Annotated in this window: 25 protein-coding genes, 1 tRNA gene and 1 pseudogene; 24 read left to right on the top strand and 3 right to left on the bottom strand. The window is 55.6% G+C overall.

All coding sequences use genetic code 11. The features are described from left to right. Positions 1-1,207: 1,207 nt before the first annotated feature. From BLR16_RS29275 to BLR16_RS09405, 17 genes and pseudogenes are all read left to right on the top strand, one after another. Positions 1,208-1,322, top strand: a pseudogene (locus BLR16_RS29275) (molecular chaperone DnaJ); the annotation flags it as partial. 194 nt (positions 1,323-1,516) lie between these two features. After that, positions 1,517-1,593, top strand: a tRNA-Met gene (locus BLR16_RS09485). 167 nt (positions 1,594-1,760) lie between these two features. Then, positions 1,761-3,002 (top strand): tyrosine-type recombinase/integrase, encoded by a 1,242-nt coding sequence (locus tag BLR16_RS09480; RefSeq protein WP_074805811.1) that lies wholly within the window; start codon positions 1,761-1,763, stop codon positions 3,000-3,002. 158 nt (positions 3,003-3,160) lie between these two features. Then, a complete protein-coding gene (locus BLR16_RS09475; RefSeq protein ID WP_004663880.1) occupies positions 3,161-3,949 on the top strand; it encodes a DUF6387 family protein in 789 nt (262 codons plus the stop codon). A 96-nt stretch (positions 3,950-4,045) separates the two neighbouring features. Further along, a complete protein-coding gene (locus tag BLR16_RS09470) occupies positions 4,046-4,306 on the top strand; it encodes a helix-turn-helix transcriptional regulator (protein ID WP_004660907.1) in 261 nt (86 codons plus the stop codon). Next, complete coding sequence (locus tag BLR16_RS09465) at positions 4,307-4,603, top strand: helix-turn-helix domain-containing protein (protein WP_004660909.1); 297 nt, start codon at positions 4,307-4,309, stop codon at positions 4,601-4,603. It begins immediately after the preceding gene. Positions 4,604-5,218: 615 nt separating this feature from the next. Next, positions 5,219-5,524, top strand: a complete 306-nt coding sequence (locus tag BLR16_RS09460; RefSeq protein WP_004667358.1) for a hypothetical protein — start codon at positions 5,219-5,221, stop codon at positions 5,522-5,524. Continuing rightward, complete coding sequence (locus BLR16_RS09455) at positions 5,521-5,730, top strand: hypothetical protein (protein WP_004660914.1); 210 nt, start codon at positions 5,521-5,523, stop codon at positions 5,728-5,730. The genes BLR16_RS09460 and BLR16_RS09455 overlap by 4 nt, the downstream gene beginning before the upstream one ends. Next, positions 5,727-6,059, top strand: a complete 333-nt coding sequence (locus tag BLR16_RS09450) for a hypothetical protein (RefSeq protein WP_004660916.1) — start codon at positions 5,727-5,729, stop codon at positions 6,057-6,059. Before BLR16_RS09455 ends, BLR16_RS09450 begins: the two co-directional genes overlap by 4 nt. Then, entirely contained in the window at positions 6,056-6,388 is a 333-nt protein-coding gene (locus tag BLR16_RS09445) for a hypothetical protein (protein WP_074805814.1), read from the top strand. Before BLR16_RS09450 ends, BLR16_RS09445 begins: the two co-directional genes overlap by 4 nt. 47 nt (positions 6,389-6,435) lie before the next feature. Further along, positions 6,436-6,717, top strand: a complete 282-nt coding sequence (locus tag BLR16_RS09440; protein ID WP_004660919.1) for a hypothetical protein — start codon at positions 6,436-6,438, stop codon at positions 6,715-6,717. Then, entirely contained in the window at positions 6,714-8,930 is a 2,217-nt protein-coding gene (locus BLR16_RS09435; RefSeq protein ID WP_092194218.1) for a DUF927 domain-containing protein, read from the top strand. Before BLR16_RS09440 ends, BLR16_RS09435 begins: the two co-directional genes overlap by 4 nt. 339 nt (positions 8,931-9,269) lie before the next feature. Further along, positions 9,270-9,578: a hypothetical protein gene (locus BLR16_RS09430; protein ID WP_074805821.1), complete on the top strand. Its 309-nt coding sequence runs from the start codon at positions 9,270-9,272 to the stop codon at positions 9,576-9,578. Then, positions 9,575-10,177: a hypothetical protein gene (locus BLR16_RS09425; protein ID WP_074805823.1), complete on the top strand. Its 603-nt coding sequence runs from the start codon at positions 9,575-9,577 to the stop codon at positions 10,175-10,177. The genes BLR16_RS09430 and BLR16_RS09425 overlap by 4 nt, the downstream gene beginning before the upstream one ends. A 1,016-nt stretch (positions 10,178-11,193) precedes the next feature. Next, on the top strand, positions 11,194-12,261 hold the full coding sequence (locus BLR16_RS09415) for a hypothetical protein (RefSeq protein ID WP_060404144.1): 1,068 nt from the start codon (positions 11,194-11,196) through the stop codon (positions 12,259-12,261). Beyond that, a complete protein-coding gene (locus tag BLR16_RS09410) occupies positions 12,258-12,662 on the top strand; it encodes a hypothetical protein (RefSeq protein WP_074805826.1) in 405 nt (134 codons plus the stop codon). Before BLR16_RS09415 ends, BLR16_RS09410 begins: the two co-directional genes overlap by 4 nt. After that, a complete protein-coding gene (locus BLR16_RS09405) occupies positions 12,659-13,282 on the top strand; it encodes a hypothetical protein (RefSeq protein WP_060404142.1) in 624 nt (207 codons plus the stop codon). The genes BLR16_RS09410 and BLR16_RS09405 overlap by 4 nt, the downstream gene beginning before the upstream one ends. Before the next feature lie 513 nt (positions 13,283-13,795). Here BLR16_RS09405 and BLR16_RS09400 read toward each other — a convergent pair. Then, positions 13,796-14,059, bottom strand: a complete 264-nt coding sequence (locus tag BLR16_RS09400; protein WP_060407239.1) for a DUF1652 domain-containing protein — start codon at positions 14,057-14,059, stop codon at positions 13,796-13,798. A 183-nt stretch (positions 14,060-14,242) separates the two neighbouring features. Next, complete coding sequence (locus tag BLR16_RS09395) at positions 14,243-14,461, bottom strand: hypothetical protein (protein WP_060407240.1); 219 nt, start codon at positions 14,459-14,461, stop codon at positions 14,243-14,245. Positions 14,462-14,776: 315 nt separating this feature from the next. Between BLR16_RS09395 and BLR16_RS09390 the strand changes: the two genes are divergently transcribed. The 6 genes from BLR16_RS09390 (at position 14,777) to BLR16_RS09370 (ending at position 22,354) form a co-directional block, all read left to right on the top strand. Beyond that, positions 14,777-15,397 carry a type VI secretion system-associated protein TagO gene (locus tag BLR16_RS09390; RefSeq protein WP_007253027.1) on the top strand — a complete coding sequence of 207 codons (621 nt, stop codon included), beginning with the start codon at positions 14,777-14,779 and terminating at the stop codon, positions 15,395-15,397. Between the two features lie 358 nt (positions 15,398-15,755). Next, positions 15,756-16,172, top strand: a complete 417-nt coding sequence (locus BLR16_RS09385) for a DUF2280 domain-containing protein (protein ID WP_060407241.1) — start codon at positions 15,756-15,758, stop codon at positions 16,170-16,172. Between the two features lie 666 nt (positions 16,173-16,838). Further along, positions 16,839-17,006 (top strand): hypothetical protein, encoded by a 168-nt coding sequence (locus BLR16_RS28555; protein ID WP_164989081.1) that lies wholly within the window; start codon positions 16,839-16,841, stop codon positions 17,004-17,006. A 278-nt stretch (positions 17,007-17,284) separates the two neighbouring features. After that, positions 17,285-21,328: a phage tail tape measure protein gene (locus BLR16_RS09380; protein WP_074805829.1), complete on the top strand. Its 4,044-nt coding sequence runs from the start codon at positions 17,285-17,287 to the stop codon at positions 21,326-21,328. After that, the gene (locus tag BLR16_RS09375; protein ID WP_074805832.1) at positions 21,325-21,615 is read left to right on the top strand and encodes a hypothetical protein; all 291 of its coding nucleotides are present in this window, start codon (positions 21,325-21,327) and stop codon (positions 21,613-21,615) included. Before BLR16_RS09380 ends, BLR16_RS09375 begins: the two co-directional genes overlap by 4 nt. A 121-nt stretch (positions 21,616-21,736) precedes the next feature. Continuing rightward, entirely contained in the window at positions 21,737-22,354 is a 618-nt protein-coding gene (locus BLR16_RS09370) for a recombinase family protein (protein ID WP_007253033.1), read from the top strand. Between the two features lie 41 nt (positions 22,355-22,395). Here BLR16_RS09370 and BLR16_RS09365 read toward each other — a convergent pair whose 3' ends face one another. Continuing rightward, a complete protein-coding gene (locus BLR16_RS09365) occupies positions 22,396-23,361 on the bottom strand; it encodes a hypothetical protein (protein ID WP_232917498.1) in 966 nt (321 codons plus the stop codon). Between the two features lie 883 nt (positions 23,362-24,244). On the opposite strand from BLR16_RS09365, the gene BLR16_RS09360 reads away from it, so the two are divergent. After that, positions 24,245-24,982, top strand: a complete 738-nt coding sequence (locus BLR16_RS09360; RefSeq protein WP_074805838.1) for a hypothetical protein — start codon at positions 24,245-24,247, stop codon at positions 24,980-24,982. Positions 24,983-24,992 lie beyond the last annotated feature (10 nt).

The raw sequence follows: 24,992 nt of genomic DNA, 5'->3' as shown, positions 1-24,992 counted from the left end.
ACACCGTCATCAATGACCTTAAGCTGTGTCTCCAGCACTTGTATTACTGCAGCGTACTTGTCCGCCCAAGGCTGCAACTGCTCGGGAAGCTTGGACAGCAGCAGGCCGGCAGCCTTTTGCATCTGATCCTTGGAGTCATCGATGCGACCGCGCAGATCGCGCATTTGCAGACGGCTCTGCAGACTGAACTGACCCGATGCCACCGACGTCTGCCCGACACTCGACAGACGGCCGATACGCTCGATCAGGTCCGGCACTTGCTGGGTGGAGAGCTGCATGAGCATGTAGGTTTCAAGCCAGGGGTCGAGAATCAAACCGCTGTCCATCGCGATCTGCTCGCGCAGCGCCTGGACCAAGTTCAGCACCGTAGTGAATCGGTCATAGCCATCAGGCCACCAGCCCACTGTGCGCAATGATGCCGTGTCCAGACCGGTGACAGCGGCTTGAAGCGTCTTGAACCGGTTCATGGTATAGACAGGCGCCTTTTCCTCGACCAATGCGGCCTGAACGCCTTCCAGCGCCTTGGCAATGCGAGGGATCCCCGCATCGACGTTGGCCATCGCCGCCTTCGCTGCCGGGGTCGGCTCGCGCAGGATATCGGCGGCTTTCCAGCGTGCGGCATGATCGCGCTGAGCGGACAGCTCGATGTTCAGATCGTCGAGCGCCAGCAACTGACGCACGCCGGATTGCTCCCCGGAAATGACATCGAGCTTGTTGCTGTACTCCTTGGTGATGACCCACGCGCTGCCCGCCAGCGGCAACATGAACAGCAGGAACAAGACCTGAAACTTGCGAGCAAAACCAAAATGTCCCATCAGGCGCATGCCTGGTGACAAAAGACTGTTCATGTCCTGCGACTCCCCGTGAACACCTGCCAGATCTGCACAAACAGAGGCGATGCCTTTTGTTGGAAAAACACTAGCAGCAAAATGCCATGTTATTGTTTCAATGACGATACGCGTCGCCTCAGATTGGTACGCAAAGTGTCGCCATTCGTTGTTTTTGGCGTCAAAAAGCTTCTCAAACGAGCTATCAGGCACAACCAAGCAAGAACCGGACCGCCCAGCCGACGGGAAAAGCGCTTTACGGCAGTCATTTTCTCATCCCGTAAAAGCTCGAAACCAGGTGCAAGCTTTTGCAGCAGTGGCTCGCGATTTCAGCAAGCCGCGAAAAGATGTGGATCGAAGAGTTGATTCCGATGCTCGGTAAGCAGGCCGAGCAGGCGCAAGGCTCACAGAAGCCAAAAAAGCCGCAAGCTGGCCAGCGCGCTGCACCCGGACCGTGAACAGGATACCGATGAGCGCGAACGGACAACGGCGCTAAGGCCTGACTCAGGGAGCGAAGGGAGATGGCCGAGTGCTATTCGATGACCTGAAGATACTCGACACCCTGTTCCGGTAAGCGCCCGGAAAGACGTTCCGACAAGCGCTGCCACCTAACCGGTTGATCGCACGCAATTATTTTTCACAACAACGCTTGACACATATGCGTTCTCCGAGAATAATGCGCGCCACTTGGCTACATAGCTCAGTTGGTTAGAGCATAGCATTCATAATGCTGGGGTCCGGGGTTCAAGTCCCTGTGTAGCCACCAAGTACCTGTTTACAGACGTCTACAGCAGTCTATAAACAACATCAAGAAGCCCGCCTCGTGCGGGCTTTCTTGTTTCTGGCTATCTTTCCTTGTATCCCCCTATATCTACCCACCGTGTATCCCAGCGTGTATCCTTCGAAAATAATTGAACCGAAGGGATACAAGCCGTGAAACGGTCTGAAATCAAGCGCCGGCCGCTCTCCGACACCACTCTTGCGGGTCTTGAACCGGAGCTGAAGGAGTACCGCGAGCTCGACGCCAACGGCCTTTACTTCCGCGTGAAACCTGACGGACAAAAGTCTTGGCAGTTGCGCTACAAAAAAACAGACGGTAAGTGGTCCTGGCTCGGGCTGGGCGGATACCCCGAGGTCAGCGGCGCAGCGGCCAGAGCAAAGGCTGCAGATCTTCGCGCCGATACGGCCGAAGGCCGAAACCCAATGGTGACAAAGCAGGCGCGCAAGGCAGCAGAAGCCCAGGCAGCAAACGATACATTCGAGACGCTGGCCCGCGAATGGCATGCCTCGCGCATCGGCGGCTGGGACGCAGGCACGGCCAAGCGGATCATGGGAGCGCTTGAGCGTCATGTGTTTCCCACTTTCGGCCAGCGCCGATACACCGGCATCCTCTCCATGGAGTGGATGGAGCTGCTTCGGGGTTTGGAGCAACAGGGCATTCTTGAGCAGATGAGCCGAGTGCGTGCTTACTGCAAAGATGTCTACGATCTGGCTCGCGTGACCGGCCGTGCAGTGAATAATCCTCTTGAAGGCATCCACAAGTTCCTTTCCAGCGGAAAAGCCGAGAACTATGCCCACGTCTCGGCCGAAGAGTTGCCCGCCCTCCTTCGTGCCATCCAGTCATACCCGCACGCCAAAGACGTACAGTTGGGCTTGCGTCTTCTGACCCTGCTTGCGGTGCGTCCCAGCGAGCTGCGCGAAGCCCAGTGGTCCGAGTTCGATCTGGAAAAGAAGCTGTGGACCATCCCAGTTGAGCGCAAGGGCCGCAAAAAAGGTCGAGAGCACCTAGTGCCGCTTTGCCGCCAGGCCATTGAGTTGTTGGAAGAGCTACGCCCTATCACCGGCGCGTATCCCCTGCTCTTCCCCGGACGCAGCGACCGAACCAAACCGCGCAGTGACACCGTATTCCTGATGGCACTGCGCCGGATCGGCTATGAAGGCCGCCAGACTGGCCACGGCTTTCGTCATATTGCGAGCACCACACTCAATGAACACGGCTTCCCGGCCGACCATATCGAGGCGCAGCTCAGCCACAAGCCTCAGGGTGTCCGTGGCGTTTACAACAAGGCGCAGTATCTGGCGCAGCGCACGACCATGATGCAGTGGTATGCGAACTACCTCGACGGCCTCGCCGGGGGCGTTGTTGTCCAAGGTGACTTTGGCAAGCGTGCCTGATTGCTTCCCTCTCCATTGCAGACAGATATAGACTTAATGCGATTACTGTTCGGACGGCCAGCAGTTAGCTGGAAAAGCCCATTTGCTTTAGCTCGAAGGTGCAAAGCGGGCTTTCGGCCCGACGGGCTAGCCATGTATTCAACGGGGAGAGTGTCCCAGTGAGCAAGATTGACTGCGCGCAAGATTTACCCGAATGGTTCGATCTGGAGAAGTATCGAGAGTGCGACCACTTTAATGTGAATGAGTGGTACAGGCAGTTACTGGAAAGGCAGAGCCTTTTCAAGGCGTGCGCTTGCCTGACCAACCCTGACTCAACTGAAAAATGGTGCTACGACTGGTACGAAGACGCTGTCGAAGAATTCAGGGAGGCGCCCCTGGAGCTATCGCCATCGCTTTCCGATATTGAAGTTAAACGTCAATCCGTTAGTGCCTTGCGCGCTTATGATTTGCACTTAACGGCAAGCGAGGAAATGTTCGCACTGGGCGCGGAAAAACCTCACGACGTTGACTATCGCGTTCTTTTCAAAGGCTCATGGCAAAAAGAAATAGAGGTCCTGACGAGAGGCTCGCCGTACTTTCAACCTGCAATAGTTGTGGACCTGGGAGCCAATGATTCCACCCTGAAGGCGGCCTTCGCTATCTGGCTGGCGGAAGCCCGTAAGCAATCCCCTGATTTTTCGCCGAGCCGCAGCAAGCCCAATTGGCGGCGGTGGGCGCGATATGGGTTATTGCCCTACATAGACCTCTGGATCTGGAGCATAGAAACGAAAACCCATATCCCTGATCGTGTAATGTCATCAGCAATAAGCAGTTATGACGCGGGTGAAGCGAACTTGAGGAAGACCGTAGTGCCTCTCGCAAACGAGCTGATGGCTGATCTTTCCCCTCTGCAAGCTTTAGTGGCACTTCAGGCAGCTTCAGCCAATGCTGAATCTTTTGACAAGTAAAAGATTCCGGAAAACTTCTCCCACCTAAACTCGGATCGAAGACGCCCGCCTATCTGCTTAACCTGTCCCCGTCCTCATCAATAACGGGAAACAGATATGAGCAGCCTCCGCCAGCTTGAAGTCAACTCCGCTAAAGGGTTCGACCCCGCGAATACAATTATTCGCTTCCCTGAGGTCGAGGTCATCACCGGCCTCGCCCGCGCCACTGTCTACAAGCGCCTCAAAGATGACCCGACGTTCCCGCGCCCAGTGCCGCTGAGCAACAGCAAGTCACGCGGCTCGCCAGTTGGTTTTGTTCTGGCCGAGGTCCACGCCTGGGTTCGCCAGCGCATGGCGCTGCGCGGGGAGGCTGCATAAATGGCAGACAAAAAAAAGGCCGACCAACAGGCCCGCCTCGAAATATCTCAAATAAAGAATACCAGCATCAACGCCCAGAACGCACGGTTTATACAGCGTCTTCGCTTAGGGTCGATTGACACGTTCACCGCAATGCGCGAGCTGAATATCTGCCGACCAGGCGCGCGCATTTGCGACCTGCGCAACGCCGGGTATCGGATCGACACAGCCCGGATAGTCCTCACTGATGAATGGGGGCGCACCCATCGTGGTGTTGCCTTGTATACGTTGATGTCCGAACCGAGGTCCGCCGCGTGAATCCCTTCGACTGGCTCTACTGCATCGGCCTCGCTGTTGTTCTCGCAGTGTCACAGATCCCCCATTGCCAAATAGTCGAACTGCGCCCTCTCGACTCAGAGATGAGTGCCGGAGCGCTGCTGGCCGAGGCACAATCAAAATGACAACACCATTCATGATTAGCGACCGGCGGTCGATAACTGAGATTGCACGTAAGCGCTTACGCGGTTATTGTCCTTCCCGTCACATTGCTGACAACGACCTTGGCGGGTCGAACGATTTCAGGCGCAACAGCGCCCCCATTACGATTGCAGGCGCTTTTTTTGTGCCCGCATTATCGTGTTATGGCGGGTTGCGCAGGAGCACCCTCGGGTGCGCCGGGTTCCTGAATCACCGGTCCGCCAATCTTGCGCAACTCGCCACCCCTCTCTGCTTGGCGGCAGGCTGTGGTGGCTCTCATGATTCGGGAGCTACACCCATGAAACACGCCCTCATTCCGTCCGCACTCAGCGCACTTGCTCACCGCCGCATGGCCTTGAGCGCTCTCCGCTCAAACTCATCCCTTGCTGTACGACTCAACCGCTACAACTCCCACATGGACCGCGCCCGCGCTCTGGAAAATGCTGGGGGTGCACAATGATCGTCTCGAAAAATAAAGCACTGCCACCGCTGCAATCCATCAAGTTCGGCGCTCGCGACGATATGAACCACCTGATCCAGGTGATTCAAGGCGGCGATAGTGGTGAGGGCCTGGCGCTGGCCGCCGATCTGGCTCTGGGGGTAGAGCGTCTTTGCGCTCGTCTCGACGTTGCAACCAATGACGGCGAAGACCCTGTAACATGCGTGGAGCTTCGATCTCTTGGCCTCCTTGCTGGCACTGCTGCAGCGCTGGTTCAGTCGGTGCGTTACAGCCTGCGCGATGATCAGGGAGCTGCTCAATGAACGATCATGCCCTTATCGATTCCGAACTGGTCAAAGACCTCAGGGAAATTCTAACTCTGCTGGCGCTCGCCTCTGCCGTAATGGCCAGCCCGACCACTCCGCCACTCGTGGCCAAGGTGATCGCCGTCATGGCCCAGCACACAGCCATGACCTGGGCCGATCTGCTAATTACGGAAATTCACGTAGTTGGTGGGGGTGATCAATGAAATCCATGATCTGGGTCGACCTGCTTCCCACAAACGACACCATCGCAAAAATGAATGCTGATGAGCTTGATGCGGTGATCCGTGCGACCGATGACTACATGCATACCCTGGCGCATGGAATTTCAGGCATTGGCAACCTGCTGGCTTGTGCAGCGGATAACGAAAACTCCGGCCTTAGCCCAGAGGCAGTAGTCAAGGTTGGGTGGATGCTGGAAAGCCTCGGAGGACTTATCGGCACTCTTTCTGATGCTTCCTGCAGCGCGACAGTGGAGGTCTGCAACAGGACACTGGAAGCCAGCAAGGCTATGCGCAAGACAGGTGCTAAATGAACCTCTACTCCGAGCACCCGGCGCTCTGCGGTATGAACACCGAGCAGCTTGCCGAACTGGCGCTGTACGGCCTTCGATATCGGGCCTTGGGCGCACATAACATCGATTTCAGCGCCCCATCCAGGCTTGATGTTTATTGGACTGGCGAGCGCATGGTGAAACAAGCAGTCAAGATCTCGGTGAAGGCCTTCGCATCTGGCTGTCCGCTCGCAAGTCAACGTGATGGCGAGGCGATTGGACACCTCACGGCGTTGTTCAACTGCGGCGTTATCAACAATGCCATTTACATGGAACAGTGGAAACGCCTGAATAAAACGAAACCTTCGTAGTTATGCGCGGCTACAGCAAAACGTCGGCCAGATAGAGGTTTAACAGCATGAATTTTCAAAACGATGCACTTGCGTCGACGGGATCGGCTTGCCTGAAAAAAGCCAACGAACTGTTCTATGTAGTTCATCCGAAAGCGCCCAAGCCACTGCTGGGGCCTTTTTTGACTGCGGAGGACGCCGAGTGCGGGCGAGTTGTGATGCGTAGTTCTGGCACCGCCGTAGAGGCTCGTCAGGTTGGAGCGATTGACGAATTCACCTACTGGCACGCGATCAATAACGGTCAGGTCATGCAGGCTTTTGCAGTAGTAGCGCGGGAGCAACTGCAATGAAATCCAGGCCAAAACTGTCCGTAGTGGGCGATGACCCAGCCAGCCGGATTCTTCAACGGCTGGATGGCGTAAAGCCGTCCGGCAAGAACCGTCACATGGCGAAATGCCCGGCGCACTTGGATAAATCCCCCTCATTGAGCGTGTCCAGCACCGACGATGGTCGGGCATTGATACACTGCTTTGCCGGCTGCTCATCCGAGGACGTTCTCGCCTCAATCGGCCTGGAGTTCAAGGACTTGTTCCCAGGACGCCTGACCGCTGCAGATCGCTCCGAATATCGGCGTAAATCGCTCGAGAGCGGACGGGAGCATGCGCGGATCATTCAGCAAATCGCAGCAGTCCAGCTTGAGCGTGGTGAAAGCCTGAGCGAGATCGACTCCGAGCAACTGCAAGAGGCCGTAAGGCGTGAGCGCGAGATCTGCGACGAGCTGGCCGGGTTTGAGGTGGAGCGTGGCCAGCGCATCACGCCAGACCGACCGTGCTGGGCAGTCCATGAGCAGTGGGTGATCAACGAGAAAGGACGGCGTCTGCGCCCGGGGGTCTACTGGCACGGCTTCAAGCGCGGCGGTGCCGAAGAGGACGAAAACGAAGATGATGCCAGTGACCGCCCTATCACCGACGAGTGGATTTCTACACCGGTGACAGTGGTTGCCCGCACGACCAACAGTGACGATGGCAGCGAGGGCCGTCTGCTCCGCTTGGCCACCGAGGGCGGTATCAAGGAATGGATCATCGCCATGGAAGTGTTCGGCGGCAGCGGCGAGGATGCCCGGCGCGCATTGTTCGGCATGGGCGTCATCATCGCGCTCAAGAAACGCGGAACGTTCATGGAGTACCTGCTCGACCAGCGCCCGGATGAGGTGTTCGCCACCACCAGCCGCCCGGGCTGGCATGAGTCAGGCGCGTTTGTGCTGCCCGGACGAACGCTGGGGAGCGCCAAGGTACGGTATCAGGCCAGCAACAAGGCTCAGGTGCTGTTCAGTCGGCGTGGCGAGCTGGACGGCTGGAAAGCCGAGGTGGCTGCCAAGTGCGAAGGTAATCCGGTACTGACACTGGCAATCGGGTGCGCACTGGCTGGCCCCCTGCTCAGTCTGGTGGGCGTGCTGGGCGGCGGTGTTCACTTGGTTGGCGACAGCTCGAGCGGCAAGTCATTGGCGCAACTGATCGGCTCGTCGGTGTGGGGCGACCCCGGGATCTTCGCGGCCAGTTGGGACATGACCAAGGGCGGTCTGGAGATCGAGGCTTCCAGCCGTAACGACACCATGCTACCGCTTGACGAGATCAAGCGCGCAGATCCCAAGCGCGTGCAGGAAATGGCCTACTCGCTAGCCAACGGTCAGGGCAAAGGCACGATGACCCGCGACCGCGAGGCCCGCGGCAAACTGAGCTGGCGACTGTTGGCGCTATCGAGTGGCGAGCGCTCTCTGTCCGAGCACGCGGCCATCAGCGGCAATGCGGCGCACGCTGGTGCTGAGCTGCGCATGGTCGACGTGAACGCCGGTACACGCACTCACCGCGCCTTCGACGAGCTGCATGGCCTTGAGGGTGCCGACTTCCACCGCCTGCTCACCGTGGCAGTGAGTGCGCATCACGGCCACATCGGCCCCGCATTCGTGGAGCATCTGCTCGCCAGTGACGACCGGCCCGGCCTGCTGGAGGACTTCGCCAGAACCAGAGCGCAATTCATGGAGGACAACGCCCAGGCCGGGCGCGTGGCAGATCGCTTTGCGGTGATTGCCCTAGCGGGCGAAATGGCTATTGCCTATGGTCTGCTCCCTTGGACACCTGGTAGCGCCCTGGCCGACTGCCAGTTGCTGTACGGCGAATGGCTTAATCAGGTGGGCAGCGGCAATGCCGAGGACCGACAGATCCTGGCTGGCATTCTGGACTTCATCGATAAGCACGGCACAAGCCGCTTCTCGGACGTGAACGACCAAGTACCCGACACCAAGGTGTTCAACCGTGCCGGCTACTGGGAGTTGTCCGTGGGGAAACGCCTGTACCTGTTCAACAAGTCAGCCATTGTCGAAGCGGCCCACGGACATGGCTTGAGCCGCGTGATAAAGGCGCTGGAGGCCGGCGGGATGCTTGCCAGACGTGACACCGATCGTGAAAGCCGCAAGACGAAGAAATACCGAATTCCAGGTGGAGGTTCGGCACGCCTGTACGTGATTGATCCAGAGGTCATGGACGGTGAAGGTGGCGGCGCATGAACAACACCTTTATCACCGAGTGCAAATGCCCGAGTTCACAGGAACCTATTTTCTTGGGGAACAGGGGGAACGGGGGAACAGCCAGTATCTATAGGGCCTGGAGCCGTTCCCCCTTATTGAATGTATGGGGAACAGGGGGAACACAGACATGTTTTTGAATATAAGAGAACCAGCCATTTCGCACATCTGGTTATCACTGTTCCCCCGTTTTTTAGGTGGGGAACATGTACCCCCTCTGAAAGCCCCGGAAACATTGGCTGTTCCCACTGTTCCCCCGTTCCCCCGATTTTTTTTCACAGGCACATATGAGAGTCATCGCCAAACCGGGCAGATCCGGCAATGAGCCTCCTATCCGGCCTGCTGGATGGCCTGCCTCCCCCGGCAGCCGCATCACGACCAAACCTGACGAAAAGCACAGCGGATCGACCACTGCTCACGCTGATCGAGCGCGGTAGCCGCCAAACAACACCAGCGCGCACCTACACGCATGCCGCGAAAGCCACGCCTGAATGGCGGCATGCCCGGGACCAGTACATCAGCCACGTCATGGCATGCCGCAATTGCAGCATGCCCACCGGCCGCCACTGCCCTGCTGGTGCCGATCTGCGCATCACTTACGACCAAACGCCCATGGAGATACACCAATGACATCCAGCGTTCTCATGAGGCTCTGCAATATCGCCTTGAAGCCAGGTATCAGCGCCAGCACCCAGCTCATCACCGCTCGGCGGATCTGTCGTATCGTGTCTGAAAGGCTTGATTACATTACTGCTGAGCGGCGGGCCTTTCGTTGCGAGGCGAACAAGCTCAAACCGTTCCTGCCATTCGCCAAACAGGCCATTGCGGACATTGGGCTGCAAGCGCTGGCACACCGTGAAGTCGAACGCATTGGAGCGAGAACCATCCTTTCAGGGTTTGGAAAGTCGTTTATTTTCGACCATGAGGGACTGGCCGAAGCGCTGGGCTTTGAGCGGATGTGCGATCTGCTGAACGTGAATCCTGTCCACCGTCATCAGGCTGCCGAGGATGGCGACACAAGCCTGCAAGGCATAGCGTACCTGTCACAACTGGAAGACAGCTCATCAGGCTACGGCGAAGACTGGGGCGCTGGCGGGCCAATCTACCGCGCCTGCCACGCAGCAATGATCCAGTTCATCCGGGAATGCCCAGAGGACCAACTACCCGATCTATTTGAGCCTGGCGCACCAGTCGTTCCAAGGCCACCCCCTCACCTCACGCTGCATTGATTTAATACCGCCTGAATGCTCTTGAATGACCGCCAGTGAGGGACGGCTCAGTGATTCGTTCATGCGCGCCACAATTCGACTTGGTGTAATTTCGTGGCGCGGAAACCACATCCTGCACCTGCCATACCGAAACAGGAGACCAAGTGCTTGTTCTTTCGGAGATGTGCTCAAAGCTGAGCACATCTCCGAAACCATCGTTGTCCGAGCTACGCGTGCAAACCGCGGCAAGCAACCTTCGCCGTGTTCTTACTTTTTCAGGAGCTTTCGCCCAAGCTTGTAACTGCCCCAGCCGACTCCGCCGAGAATCGCTGCACCGCCAACAGCACAAGCGACAATAGGGAGTATCGCAGTGCCCGCAGCCGTGCCTGCTATGGCCACGACGCCTCCCGCTATTCCTCCCCCGCCCGTAGCAATCGCGCCTCCTCCCGCCGCCGCAATAGTTGCCGTTGTTGCTGCGGCTGATGCTCCAGCAGCCACAGCGGCGGCGGCAGCTGCCTCTGCTGCCGCAACACCTATTACACCCACGCCATAGGCGGCCCCAAGACCTGCACCAGCGGCCGCACCTACGCCTACAGCAGCAACTTCACCAACCTGTTCCGTCTTCATGCAGTTTCGCAGCCCATCATCCAAGATTGAACCGCAATAGTAATGCAGGCCATGTGATATCACGCAACAAAAATCGATTTCAGCCATCCACGTCGCGCCACGCTTCCGCTTGCTCCAGTTTCGTGGCGCGAGCTCGTCGTCGGATACGCTGGATGTACTTATATTTGAGCTTATCTGCTGGCTGGGCCGGTTGCTCGGCTCAGTGCCTGGCTGCGCTGCAGATGCTGCTGGAACTGCGTGCCACGATTTGGCTTGCCCTCGCTTCACCGCATATGACACATTAAAGCGATGCTCGTAAAGCCTGGAGAACAGGAATGCGGACATACCAATAAACTAAAATGGACATTGGCGCGACATTGCTAGGACAGGTGGCCTGACTAGCATGATCGATAGCCCAGTAAAGGATTGATATGGATAGTCATAATTTGGGTTATGCGCTAAAAATTAGAGCCAATATTTACAACACTCGAAGTATTGTTAATGAGCACGTAGAAAAGCCGCCTCGTGACTGGGATGGCTTGGAAGTATTAATCTCAGAAGAGACCAAAGACAATCAGGAGCTTAAAGAAGCCCTCTCTTCATATCTGAAAAGCGAACTCGAAAACAACTATAAAATTCTAAGCCTATATCATTTATCTACAAAATCGGCAGATTCATTTCGTAAACTTTCCGCTTCTGTCACAAAGAAAATCACCTACCCCTATCCTGCCATTCTTTCAGGCGCTAAATTAGCTGGGCTCTCGCAGCTTCATTTCGTGGTCAGCAGTGAGTCGACCCAAGAGTACACCAGGATAGTACTATCTAGACGCAGGACGTTTACACTGCGTAAGAAAATAGATAAAGCAGATTTAAGCGGATTGCCCGCCCACACTCTAGACATATATGACGATGTGTATGGCGTTTCCAATTATCATTGGCAAACATTTGATGTCATCACCCTGAACAACAAAACCAATATCCTAGAGATACGGGCGGACTATACTCGGGCTGAAAACAGCTACCAGAACGGCAAACAAATCGAGCTCTCGCTTGGGGAGACACTTGGATGGATTGTATTTAACTGCAGCTCACTAGGACTGAATTTCTCACCAGACGCTGCAATGAATTTGTTCCCGGCCATCCAATACTTTACGTTCAATGCCGAAGGATATATAAGCAAGCTCAACTTTATGACACCACAAGGATCAATTAAACAAGACACCATGAAGCGTGGCGAGGATTTACGTAGCGAGCAATTTTATGCAAACGGGTTACAAGCTGTAGCTGGCGCGATTACTCCTTTCGACATATCTGTTATTTGGCACATACCAAATCGATTTAGTACTGGACAGGAAGTAGAGCTTACGCTGCCAAGCACCATTTCTGTTGCGACAGCTGGCTCGAGAGCTGCTCTTACATATGCTATACTCCGTTTCTGTAGTACGGAAGAAGAGACACGCTTGCTGATAGACAAACTTCTTGAGGCACTAAGAGCATGAAGATCAATCCCGAGCTGGTTGAGAAAATCGAAAAAGATCTTTCAATATTTGGCCTAGCCGTCTGCGCCCTCAACATAGTAAGATATATTGCCGGAAGAACAGTCAAAAGCGAGTTCTACATATCCTTATCGGATTTTCTTAAAGAGATACCCAATTGCTCCTCAAGTGAAACCGAACAAGTTATAAATTACTTGGCGACGACAACCCCCCCAACACTCACAAGAACTTATTGCTTTGTCGATGAGGAAAGTGTTTTTCATGAATTAGGTGACGATGCTCTTATCCTATTTCAAGAGTCGAATAAGCTTTATCACCCTTCTTCTGGAAAATTAGTTGAGGAGGAAAGTGTGAACATATTTCTTCTTTACAAGACAAGCATCGACAAGGTTCTTGTACAATGACTATTTTGACTGATGCGGATAATGTTACGAGAATCATAACAGCCGATGGGTACTTTGAAGATAACGCAACGTCATTTTTTTCCCTGAGAGCTTACAGTCATTTCGTGGAGATCACTGAGAAAGCGTTGCAGAAAGCGATCCATTTGCTTGAGGCTAACCCTAGGTTTCTTCAGGTGGGTGAAGATGATATTACCAATATGATCTGCGTGGCTATGAGAATGGCTGGCATAAACGTTGAACATGACTCGATGGAAGGGGGTCACGCTGATCTCGTGGTGAAAAATGTCAGATATAAGTGGCTTGCGGAGGCGAAAATCAAGGATGATTCGTACGATTACGGATGGCTCTGGGATGGATTTATGCAGCTGACGGAAAGGTATGCTACTAACACTGCAGGAAATAACCGAGCGGGATTTTTAGTTTACATAAAGCAACCTAACTCGAAGCGCGTGATGAAGCGCTGGCAAGATCGCATGAGTGAGGCCGAGGGTTACAGATTCTCGTTCGCCGACTCAGACTTTCCACTTTCATTCAAAAGTACTCACGAACATACTCGTAGTGGCGAAAACTGTGACGTGACGCACTTTTCACTAAGCGCTTATTTTCAGCCTGTGGTGTGATTGCCAAGGCAGGCCAAAATGAAGTTGGGTCAGCCCGGTTTAAAACTGCAACATCTCTATTCCGATCGAAATCATCCTTACCTTTATCGGTAGCTCGCTGAATGCCTTGGGCAAGCCAAGGCCTCAGTTCCCCTCCTCATCCGAAGTCACTATCGCAGCATAAGCGCACGAGCAGAAGCTTCCAAGGCTTGAGCCTTGGCCTGTACAGATCTTTCGCAATGCGCGTCATTCGTCAACAGGGCTCGCTCAACGCACTCGTATGCCGATAACTCAAGGTCGTGCTTTTTATCCAAAAAGCTTAGACATACCAAGCCGACGCCTATCATCAATAAAAAGTAAAAGACATATAAGGGAGCAGCAATATTCATAATTTTATTCACAAATACGAGAAATTTTGTCGTGCAAAGTAACTCACTTGTTCCACTGTTCCAAGGACTAAAGCAGCGCGACTCATGCAAACACCTCGAAGCTCGCTACCATAGCTACTACCTTCAGTAAGACCAGCTTTTCATTCTAAGCGTTTCGCACCCTCCCCTGCTGGGCAGACGCAAGCCGCCGCAGCCTCATATCCTCCTTCACCTCAAGCACCAACGCAACGATGTCGCGGATCGTGATCAGTGCCGTCGTGTCGATGCATGTCACGGTGAATTCTTCCGCCTCGGTGGCTAGGTTGGATATCCGGATCGTCATCGAGCCGCCCGGAGCGATATCGCATACGCACTTCATCGGCAAAAATACTGCCTCAATGATAGGCCTCAGGTCCATTGGGGAGTTCATTCGAGACATCCTATGTCGCAGGTCGGGAGAATTCCTGAGGCCTGCATCGCGCGGAGTGTAGGTGGCAATTCACACTTTGCTGATGCAATTACCTGCTGGCGTTGAATTAAATGCCACTCCCCCGCCACGCGACCCTCAGTCGGATAGATCGACCCTCATTTGCGGTAAGTTCGGCGGCCACGCTCACGAGTCTCGCAGGGTAAATATCAATTCCCCCCTGCTCGTCCGGCACACACCGTCCACAAGTTTTCCGAGATAGCTCTCGTGCATCGAGTAGGCAGCGCCGTCTATCACTCGTAAGATCACCGCTCGATCCGACCTGATGACCCCTTCGCTATCCATCGTGCCCAGCTTGGTATTGTTCTGGCCGTAGACGCAGAGTCTGACTTTGATGACGTCCATGTTTTCTTGCTCCTTGGTGAACAGCTCTAACCATAGCGGATGATCATCACTCTGCTGAGCGAGCCGACGGAGCGCTTATCTGGCTTGCGCATATAGGGGCCCGAAATGCTCACCGCGAATGGATCAGCGCAGGTTTTCAGGTCGATCCGGTCACATATACATAGGCCATCACAGCCCCAGGGGCCGACCATGCAACACATCACCGATCTGCATCACATCTGCTAACGGGCTCGTTGAGTCTGAGATTTGATGAGGGGCGTGCGCGACGAATTGATGGCAAGGTAGAATCACCCTTCATCTATGGAGGGTTGTACTGTGCGTAATTTGGCGATAACTGGATTGATTTGCCTCTCGGCCATGATGGCATCTGCGCCAGGGCTCGCGGCGATTAGCGATACATCAATCGCGGCATGCTCAGCAATAAAAGGCGACGTTCAGCGACTGGCATGCTTCGACAAGATTGCCGATGACGCAGGGCTCGCGGAGAAGACAACGCCAACTAAAACCGAGGGATCGGGGAAGTGGTACACCGCCACCAAGACCGACCCTTTGAACGACAAGCCTGTTTACACGGCGGCTTTAGGGTCTGAAGGCGGCACGGGCAGGTCGGTAGAAAGCGTGGTCATGCTTGCACGCTGCGCCGACGGTAAGACTGAGCTTTTCGTTAACTGGTCTTCATTCATCGGTACTGACGACACAGACGTTACCTATCGCATAGGCAAAAGCAAGGCCATTACCAGGTCTTGGCAGATATCCACTGACAACACTTCGACCTTCTATCCGGGCTCTCCGATCAAGGCTATGAAGGAAATGATGGAGTCAGACAAGTTTATCGTTAACGTAACCCCATATAGCGAAAGCCCGGTCACGGCGATCTTTGACATCTCAGGCGCAGAAGCGGCGTTTGCAGATATCAGAAAAGGATGCAGTTGGTAATTTCAATCTAAAGCCTCGTCAGAGCCTGCCACTGAGCGGGCTCGTGTGCTACCAGCACCGACCTCTTCTCTTAACCTTCTGCTCAGGCGCGGCTTCCCGCACCAGCATCTGCTCCTTCCCCTCAGACACAAGCCGCACGATATCGCGTATAGAATTCAGTTTTGCCGTGTACATACCAGCCATTGTGAACTCAAGCGCTTCACTGTCATTCCGCTACGATTCCGTAAGTCTATTGGCGGCATTGGGCCGTTCTACATGCGCTGATCCGATAAACGTGACAGACGGGGCATGGCGCCGGGCTAATGATCTGCGAGACCATGCGGTCAATTCTTGACAGAACCTAGACAGAATCGACCATATGGCCGCGATAACTCCCGAAATCAAAACCTTTATCGTCCAGGCGTTAGCCTGCTTCGATACACCCTCACAGGTGGCAGAGGCCGTAAAGACTAACTTCGGGGTGACTGTGTCCCGCCAGCAGGTCGAGATTAACGACCCAACCAAGCGCTCCAGCAAGGGGCTGGCTAAGCGCTGGGTGACATTATTTGAAGATACCCGGGCAAACTTTCGCGAAGCTATTGCCGAGGTCCCAGTAGCGAATCGGGCCTATCGCCTGCGTGCGCTCGGGCGAATGGTGGAAAATGCTGAGGAGCGTGGGCATCTTGCTCAAGCAGCGAAGTTGCTGGAGCAGGCCGCCAAGGAATGTGGCGACATGCACACCGTGCGCGGCAACGTTAGCGGAGAGCCGGCGGCTCAAATCTCTCCGTCGCACTAGGTTGACCCAGCTTCGCCCAACACCTGATCAGCACCGTCCGTCAAGATCGATTCCCGCACGCGGAACCTGACATTCAAGAGGTCGATGCGAAGCTCGCGTGCAGATTCAAATGAGCAGTTCGCACTGGTATCCAGCTTGGTATCCAGGCTTTTGCAGCTATTTCCAATGGTTGAATGATCGTTCTGCGAAAACCAACCCCATGAATGAGGCCTAAAGTAGCTTTGGCCTGCGATGAGATCGAGCGATATGTCAACAATTGTCAACGTTTGGCGTAATGGCTACCACTGAGGTAACCAAGGTGGTAACAAGAGGTGATAACCACCAAGCCGCTGCGCTCACAGAATCTCGCGCCACAAATTCACGTACTGTCGTTTCGTGGCGCGGAACAACTCTCTCCCATTAGGGCGGCCCTCGCCCAAACTCAATCTGAGGCTGAGCCGCTGAGCCGAAAACTCACCCCTGTATCACTTTGCCTATCGGCGACTTACTGGGACAAAAACGCCCTTCAAGATTTCACCGACCATCCGCTTTCCGTGGTTCTCTTAATCTATTACTGTCTCGTTCTATGTATCACTCTAAGTGCACCCTAAAAACACTGGTTATATGCGCATATTAGCTCTAATGTCGTCTCTGTAAGGCTTCATCCAGCCAGCAGAGGAACAATCCATGTCAACAACCAGTAAGCAGCGTGGACAACAAGCCAAACCAACCCGTGCAGAAGTCAAAGCAGCCTGGAGTCGTCTTCGTTCAGCGGCTGACCAGGGTAACGTTCAGGCGAGTGCTTTGCTCATCGCGTTGACTGAAAACAAGCCGGTGCTTGGCGTGCACGCCTAAGCAAAACGAGCACCCGGAGCAGTTAACACTGCATGAAATCACGACTTAGCTCATCAGGCCATGGCGAACTATCAGTGGACGCTGTCGGTTGGCATCCACTCCATGAGATGACGCTCACCGAGCTCATGACGGCCTATGCCAATGCTTTTAAAACACCTCAAAACTGACATCCAGCAAACCAACCCATCTTTCGACTACTTCTTGGTCGCCAACGCGCCGGCCGGCTTAATTACGCAAGAACACATAGCGGGACTGTACGTCGCGCTCAGGAGCTTCTGATGGCCCTTACATCCCGTTTAGCGCTTGAGGTCGACAGCCGGAGCGCACAGCAGCAAGTAGACGATCTTCGCCGGGGCCTGATTGCCCTTAATGATGCAGGCCTGCGCAGCGGGCCGGTACTGTCCGGAGCTTCCAGGGCAGTGAGCGACACTGGTCGCAATTCCGCGTCAGCAGGTGCCCAGGTTCAGGGGCTCGAAAGGCGCGTGCGCTCGCTGTCATCGGCGGCCGCTGGCCTGGCTGGACCGCTTGTTGCGGCAGTCAGCACGAAAGCGTTTTACGACGCAGCCGAGGCTTACAGCACTCTCACAAACCGCATGAAGCTGGTGACCGATGGTGCTGGTGAGCTGGCCACGGCACAAAAGGCTGTGTTCGATATCTCTCAGAGTTCCTATCAGCCGCTCAATGCCACGGCCGAGTTGTATCAGCGGATCGCGACCAATCAGAAAGAGCTGAAACTGACCGGAGCAGGCGTTGCCGGCGTTGTCGGAACCATCAGCAAGACGCTGGCTATCTCCGGCGCTTCGGCGGCATCAGCCAGTGCAGCGCTTGTCCAGCTCGGCCAGGCGTTCGCTTCAGGCGTGCTGCGCGGCGAAGAACTGAACAGCGTCATGGAGCAGGCCCCTGCATTGGCTCAAGCAATCGCCGCAGGCATGGGTAAGACCGTCGGGGAGCTGCGCGCACTCGGCGCTGCCGGGCTTCTGACAGCGGACGCGGTTGTAAAGGCGCTGCAATCACAGCAGCAGGCCGTCGACCAGCTTTTCGCCAGGACTGCCGTGACGATCGGCAACAGCATTACCGCGCTGGACAACTCGTTCACCCAACTGGTCGGCAAGATGGATCAGGCCAGCGGTGTCAGCGCAACCATATCATCTGCATTCGTTGCCGCTTCCAAGTCCATGGACGCGCTGACCAGTGATTCGTCAGCCACCTACCTCATGCTTTCCCGGGTGTCGAATGCAGCGGAAACGCTCGCCTACATCATCGGCGGTCGACTGGTTCTCTCTACGGGCCAGGCCATCGCCAATTTAGCACTGTCGACCAAGGCGTCTATCCAGCAGGCCGCTGCGCTGTACAGCGCTACCGCTGCAACGCTGACCGCAAACAAGGCTGAGGCAGAGTCAGCGAAACAGGCGGTGCTGAGCGCGCAGTCAAAGCAGGCCGACGCAAATGCGACGCTCGCACGGGCAAATGCCGAGCTGGTAGCAGCAGAACAAAAACTAGCTGCCGACCGGATGCGCCAGGAGTCTGAACTCAACAATATGAGGTCTGTGCAGGCGGCTTTGGTTGCCGAGCGCGAGTTGGAAGTGTCCAGGCTGTCGAGCCAGATATCCGAACAGGGTCGAGCTGCAGCACGCAACAGAATGGCTGTAGCGAGGCTCGACGAAATCAAAATAATCAAGCAGATCCAGGCCGCCGAAATCCAGTTGGCAGCCACCACGACCGCTGCGTCTGCCGAGATTCAGCAGGCCTACGTCGTGAGGTCTGCAGCAGCAGCGGGGGTAGCGGAGACCACCTTGGCCGCCAATGCCGCCATACGAGCCTCAGAGACAGCCACAGCAGCAGTGACGACGGCCAGCAAGGCGCTGCTTGTCGCGAGCGCTGCCGGACGCGGCTTATTGGGGCTTCTGACCGGGCCTGTCGGCTTGATTGCCATGACCGGCGCGGTTGCCTACTCATTCCTGAGCGTCGGCGATCGAGCTGACGATGCATCCAAGTCACTGATCAGCCATAACGCCACCGTCAGCGAGACGGTAAGCGCATACAAGGCCCTGTCGGCTGAGCAGCAGCGCCTGCAAAAAATCACCTGGGCCGACCAGCAGGCAGCAGCGTTGGACAAGGCATCATCTGCCCTCGACGACTACGCCTACAAGGTAGAACGGGGCATCACCCTCGGGCCGTTTGCCGATCAGTTCCGCAGCATGATTGCCGAGGTCGAATCAGGAAAGCGAAGCCTCGACAGCGTCACGCAGTGGATTCAGACGAACAGCAACGCGACCCCTGATTTCATTCGTAAGCTGGCCGAGCTGGCCGCGACGCAACAGACGAATACGGCCTCGGCCGCAGACCTGGCCACGAAGCTGGGCACCGTCGATGCGGCCACGAAGGCAATATCGCAAAGCACTGGGAATCTCACGATAAGTCAGAGCGGTTCAGGCTCTCAGACGAAGGCGCAAGTCGCTGAGTGGGAAAAGTACATCGCAAAACTGACTGAATCACGCGACCTGATCGGTGCAAACGCGAAGGCCGAAGCCGCCCTTCTGGCCCAGAAAATGGGGCTGACCAAGGCGCAGGCCGCTCAATCCAGCATTGTGGCCGAGCAAACCGACCTTCTGAGAAAGTATGAAAGCGCGGTCAAGGAGGCAGACAAGGTCCAGCAGGCCGCACTTAAGGCCCAGCTTGTCGCCTTGTACACCCAGCAGCAGGCAGCAGAGGACGCGACCGCAGCGGTCAAGAAGAGTCACGAAGATGCAGCCAAGGCCGCCGAGGCCAGCGCCAACAAGCAGATAAACCAGATGCAGCGCGTCATAGATAAAGCGCTCACTCTGAGCAAGGGCACAAACCTGCTTTTGCTGCCACAGACGAAACAGCAGGCCCTGACCGGTGCCGCCCTTCTTACAGGGGGCTCTACCGTCAAAAAGACCGCTCCGGCTCGCCTGACGCCCCAGCAAATGGTTGATGCAAGAACGTCTCAGATCGAGCAAGGCACCACGGTCAACAAGAACGCCGGCAAGACGAAGGCCTTCCAGGAGGACGCTGGCACGAAGCTACTCGATGACGCCAGGCAGCGTTATGCGGTCCTGCAGCAGCAAAGCCGGGAGTTGCTGATACAGGACGGCACAACCAGGTCCATCGGTGCCGAGCAGAAGAAGCTGGTCGAACTGGAAACAGAGATCGCCCAGCTCAAGGAGAAAAAGACGCTCACTGCCGCGCAAAAGCAGGTTCTGGCCATGGCCGATCTGAACCTCGCACAGCAGAAGCAGAACGCGGCACTGGAGAAAGAAAACGAACTGCGCAAGCTTGCCACCGAGGAAACCCAAAAGCTGTTTTCCTTTCAGGCGAACCTGAATAGCCAGCTCGTCAAAGACCGGACCGGACTGAACAACAGCCTTTCCGGGCTCAGCATGGGCGACCAGCAGCGCGCCAGGATGCAGGAGCAATTCGGCATTCAGGAGCAGTACCAGTCGCAACTGGATGCGCTCGCAGCGCAGCGCAACGAAGACAAGATCACCCCGGAGCTGTACGCCAAGCAGACCGCCGCACTGAACGCAGCGCTACAAAGCCGTCTCGCCATGCAGCGTCAGTATTACATCGACGTCGACCGCGCAGAGCAGGATTGGACGCTGGGCGCCAGCTCGGCAATGCAGACCTACCTCGAGCAGTCCCGAAACGTCGCAGGACAGACAAACCAACTGTTCACCCGTGCCTTTGGCAACATGGAGGACGCGGTTATCAACTTTGTGAAGACTGGCAAGGCGTCATTCAGCGACTTTGCCGACGGCGTGGTTTCCGACCTCATCCGCATTCAGTTGCGCCAGGCAGCCGCGGGCTTCCTGGGCACCGCGTTCAGCTTCCTTAGTGGCGGTAGTGCGGCGCTCGGCCAAGGCGTCATGACCGGATCAAGCCAGACCATTTCCAAAATCGGTTATTCAGGTGGCGGCTTTACTGGCATCGGTGGCAAGTACGAAGAAAAAGGCGTGGTGCATGGCGGCGAGTTTGTCGTCAAGAAAGAAGTGGTCAGTCAGCCCGGCAATCGTGAGTTCCTTGAGCGCATGAACGCAAACAAGAAGGGCTACGCCGACGGCGGGTATGTCGGCAGTGCTGCATCCACATCCAGGGCGTCCAGCTCTTCAGCGTCGGTAAGCATGCCAACGATCGAACAGAACTTTTACTTTCAGGGAGGCGCTGACGAGAACATGGCACAGAATCTGAAGCAAGCGGCTGACGATGGCGCAAGTCGGGGCATGAAGGGTGCCTACGAGATGATGTTGCGCGACCTGCAGCGAAATGGCCCGGCTATGCAACTCATCAGGAGCAAGCGATGAAAATCAGCGATATCAATATGCCAGAGTTGATCGAGGCGCTAAGCCAGGCTCTGGTGCCGGTGATCTTCAAGGGCATGGAGGCAGAAACGCCTCCCCACGTCTGGCGTGAGCGCGCGCAACTGAGCGCTGACGTCATGGGCCGCTTTATCGCGGTGATCCATTGCGGTGAAGAAGTCGGACCGGAGGTTGTCAAGCTGACCGAGATTTTCACGAAGCAGATGAGAGAGAGCTATGCCGAGTCGTTCGGCACTTTGCTCGGGCCTCGGGGCAAGTTCAGCACGGTGTAAACAAAGGTATGCCTGAGCAGATACGGGCATATCGTCGCATATTAGATCTTTTCGCTTGATATGTGACACCCAAAGTGCAACAGTATTAGTGAGACACTTAAACTGATACGGGAAGCACTTCATGTTCATCCGCGCATACCTCAGAGCATCGACAGACGAGCAGGACGCCGGCCGGGCTCGCGCCTCGCTCGAGCAGTTCGCCAACGACCATAATAAGGTCATCGCCAGCGTGTATCTGGAGAATGCCAGCGGAGCGGCCGCTGACCGGCCGGAGTTGCTTCGCCTTCTCAAGGATGCGCGCAAGGGTGACGTGCTGCTGGTGGAATCCATCGACCGCCTCTCGCGTCTGCCGGTGGATGACTGGCAGAAGCTCAAGGCCGCGATTGACTCCAAGGGGCTCCGCATCGTTGCGCTTGATCTTCCGACTAGCCACCAGGGGATGCAGGATACGAAAGGCGATGAGTTCACCGGCCGGATGCTGGGCGCGATCAACTCGATGCTGGTGGAGATGATGGCCGCTATCGCCCGTAAGGATTACGAGCAGCGGCGCGAGCGCCAAGCGCAGGGGATCGAGAAGGCGAAAGCCGAGGGCAAGTATCAGGGGCGCCCGGTGGATACCGATCTGCACAAGCGCGTAAAGGAGCTGTTAAAGGCCGGGTTGGGCATCCGCGCTACCGCCCGACACGCTGACTGCTCAACTACAACCGTTATGAGAATCAAAGACTCAATCACAGCATAGAGTGGCTTACCGCCCTTCCCTAGCATAACGCCCGACGTCAGTTATTCACTCAGCAACGGCGGTGGGGATACCCATGACATGAGCGCATCGACACTGTCCACGCTACCAATAAGGTTTCTTCCTTCCTGAACCTTATTAAGGAGCTTAGATCGAGCCTCCTCACTCAAGTCGGCTGAGCGATTGATGATGTCATCGAAAAAATCCTCAACCTTCCTATCCGCGCTCCACTTTTCGATGATGCTCAGGAGGTCGTGTAGCGCATCTTTCCGAGTTTTGATTACTAGTGAGCGCTGATACTCCAGCTGAGCAATTCTTCTCTCTTCCTCCCAACGTTTCCGCTCCAAATCTGCCTCTCGATGAGCTTCCGCAAGTCTGGGGCCCAAGGAGGTAGCGCTGCTAATCAACGAATGTACGATTTCATCGATCTGCTTCGAGAGGCTTAAATTTTGCTCCGTCCAAGTTTGTGTCCAATCGACCAAAGGGTAAGGGCTGTATGCTCTGAGGCAGAGTCGTTTAGTTGGAGCTCGATCAGTAATCACTTGGTAGCGCGCAGCTCTGGTTCCGCTCCACAGTCCTGGCTTGAGCTTTCTAGCCTCACTTACAGGCAGGTACTTACCGTCGATATAGACGACCTCTTTGTCGGCCGTTTGCTCATAGATCGTCAGGCCGATTGCTAGCTCACCGATAAATACCAGAGTTGGCCGAGCGGGTGCCCAATTGCTTGTTTCAAATACCGAGCGTATTAGCCGGCCCTCTTCCTCATCGAGAGCCTTGCGCGCGTACCCGGCCTGACCACAAGCGACGGAAACCTGATGTTGATAGTCGCGAAAACGGGTCGCTATTTTCTGAAGGATCATCGCCGCCCTGCGAAGAGTAGGCTCTGTAACTACGAGGTCAGGTAGATTTCGTTTCTTTGGCTTGAGATAACCGTCGCCCTCTACCCTGCCATCGGTGAACGAATCTAGCGATCCCATCACCATCAAACGGCTATCACTTCGGCCTTTCAACGCAGCATCAACGGGCGCAGCTCCCTTACTGCGGAGTAGCTGATCACCCTTCCTCCACTCGGCAGGGTCTCCAACCCTCAACTTTGGGAGAGGCGGAATACTCAGCTTTTGTCCCGACTTCTTTCTCGCCCAATAACCCCGGGGTGGACAAGGTACGTTCAGGCGGGCACAGACCCGTGACAGAAAAACCGCTGATACTCCGTACTTGGGAGCGAGGGAAAGCATGGGCGTGGCCCATACTTCGGCGTAGAGAGTATCTCTATGAACGCGGTCCTGATCCATCCCACTGCCCTTGTGTTTCGACGTGCGAGCATTCCGTGATTACGCTCGCATCTTTCATAGTAATCGTCAAAACGCTTTCCTCCAGCCAGCCAGATCTACAATCCATCAGTCGGCTAGCTCGTTGCTTCAGCGCGGCTCCTTCAGTAAGTTGAGACTGTCGAGAGTTCGTTTTTTCGACCGGTTAGCCTGGTATCCATTAATCATGGCGCTCGCTGCGACAGGCTGACCGTTACTATTCCCTAGCTGTAACGCTGCTATGCGATCAGGTCCTTTCTATTGACCGACGATCAAAATGCGGTTGCCCTGCCCATAATTGTGCGCAGGAAGTACGCACGTTTGGTACGCATTCGTGTACATACTGGCAACAGTTTCGCACAGAGGTACGCACTTCCGATTAGCAACCACCAAGGCGCGAACCAGGCCGCTCGCCTGTTATCAAAACTATGGTTGCCAGGCGATGGTTTCCACTGTGGTTTCCACCAGAACGTAGATGTTTTGACTGGCAACCTCGGCGCCGCATAGCACATTGTCCGACAGTGCCATGGCGCGCCTCCAATGGGAAAGCAGCTATGATTGGCCATCCGACCTCAAGGGAAAGCAAATGACGAGTATTGTCTGGGGTCGCCATCCCCAAGAGGCTTACGACAACCCTTATGAGCATGAAGCCCAACAACAATTCCTGAGGGAATGCGACGCCTTGCTTCGCGAAATAATAAAACGCCTCAGGCCGCACACGCTGAAATACCATCGCGACGAGCAGTCACTGCAGAAGGCAACTTGGCTGATCACCATGGACTTGCTGGCATCACTCCTGGACTGCGTGGCCTTACTGAAGGAAACGCGGCACCGGCCAGTTGCTCGGGTCTTCCGGGACGCGGTTGAAGCAATCGACGTGATGCGCTTTTTGCACGCGGAATCCCCAAAAGCCGAGTTGGCTTTGAAGAAGTGGTACGCAAACAAGACGATTTCTCACGGTGAAATCCGAAAACTGATCGAAGCATTAGACGGCATGGACGCGGCCATGGAACGAAGAATCTTCTATCAGGAACTATCTAAGTTCACTCACCGAACTTATCGAGCACTTCTCCACAGCATTTCACTCGGTCGGGACGATCTAATGGTTCACGATAGCCACGGTTCCGGTCTCTTAGTTCTACCGCAAACCATAGCTGCCTACATGGCCGTGCTGGGCGACATAACAATTCAGGCGAGTGGGAGTGTCAGCTCTACCGGACTGCTCTCCCCTGATGAAGTGGTTGAGGCATGGGGTGTGGCTTTGGAGATCCATACGGTCCCACGACGCTTCGCAATGCGTGTAAAACTTGGCCCTCCACTTTGACCATGCTTTG

It is taken from the genome of Pseudomonas sp. BS3767 (genome assembly GCF_900099665.1).
GTDB classification, from domain to species: Bacteria; Pseudomonadota; Gammaproteobacteria; order Pseudomonadales; family Pseudomonadaceae; genus Aquipseudomonas; species Aquipseudomonas cerasi.
The sequence above is the reverse complement of the archived record's forward strand: the minus strand, read 5'-3'. Positions and strand labels throughout refer to the sequence as shown.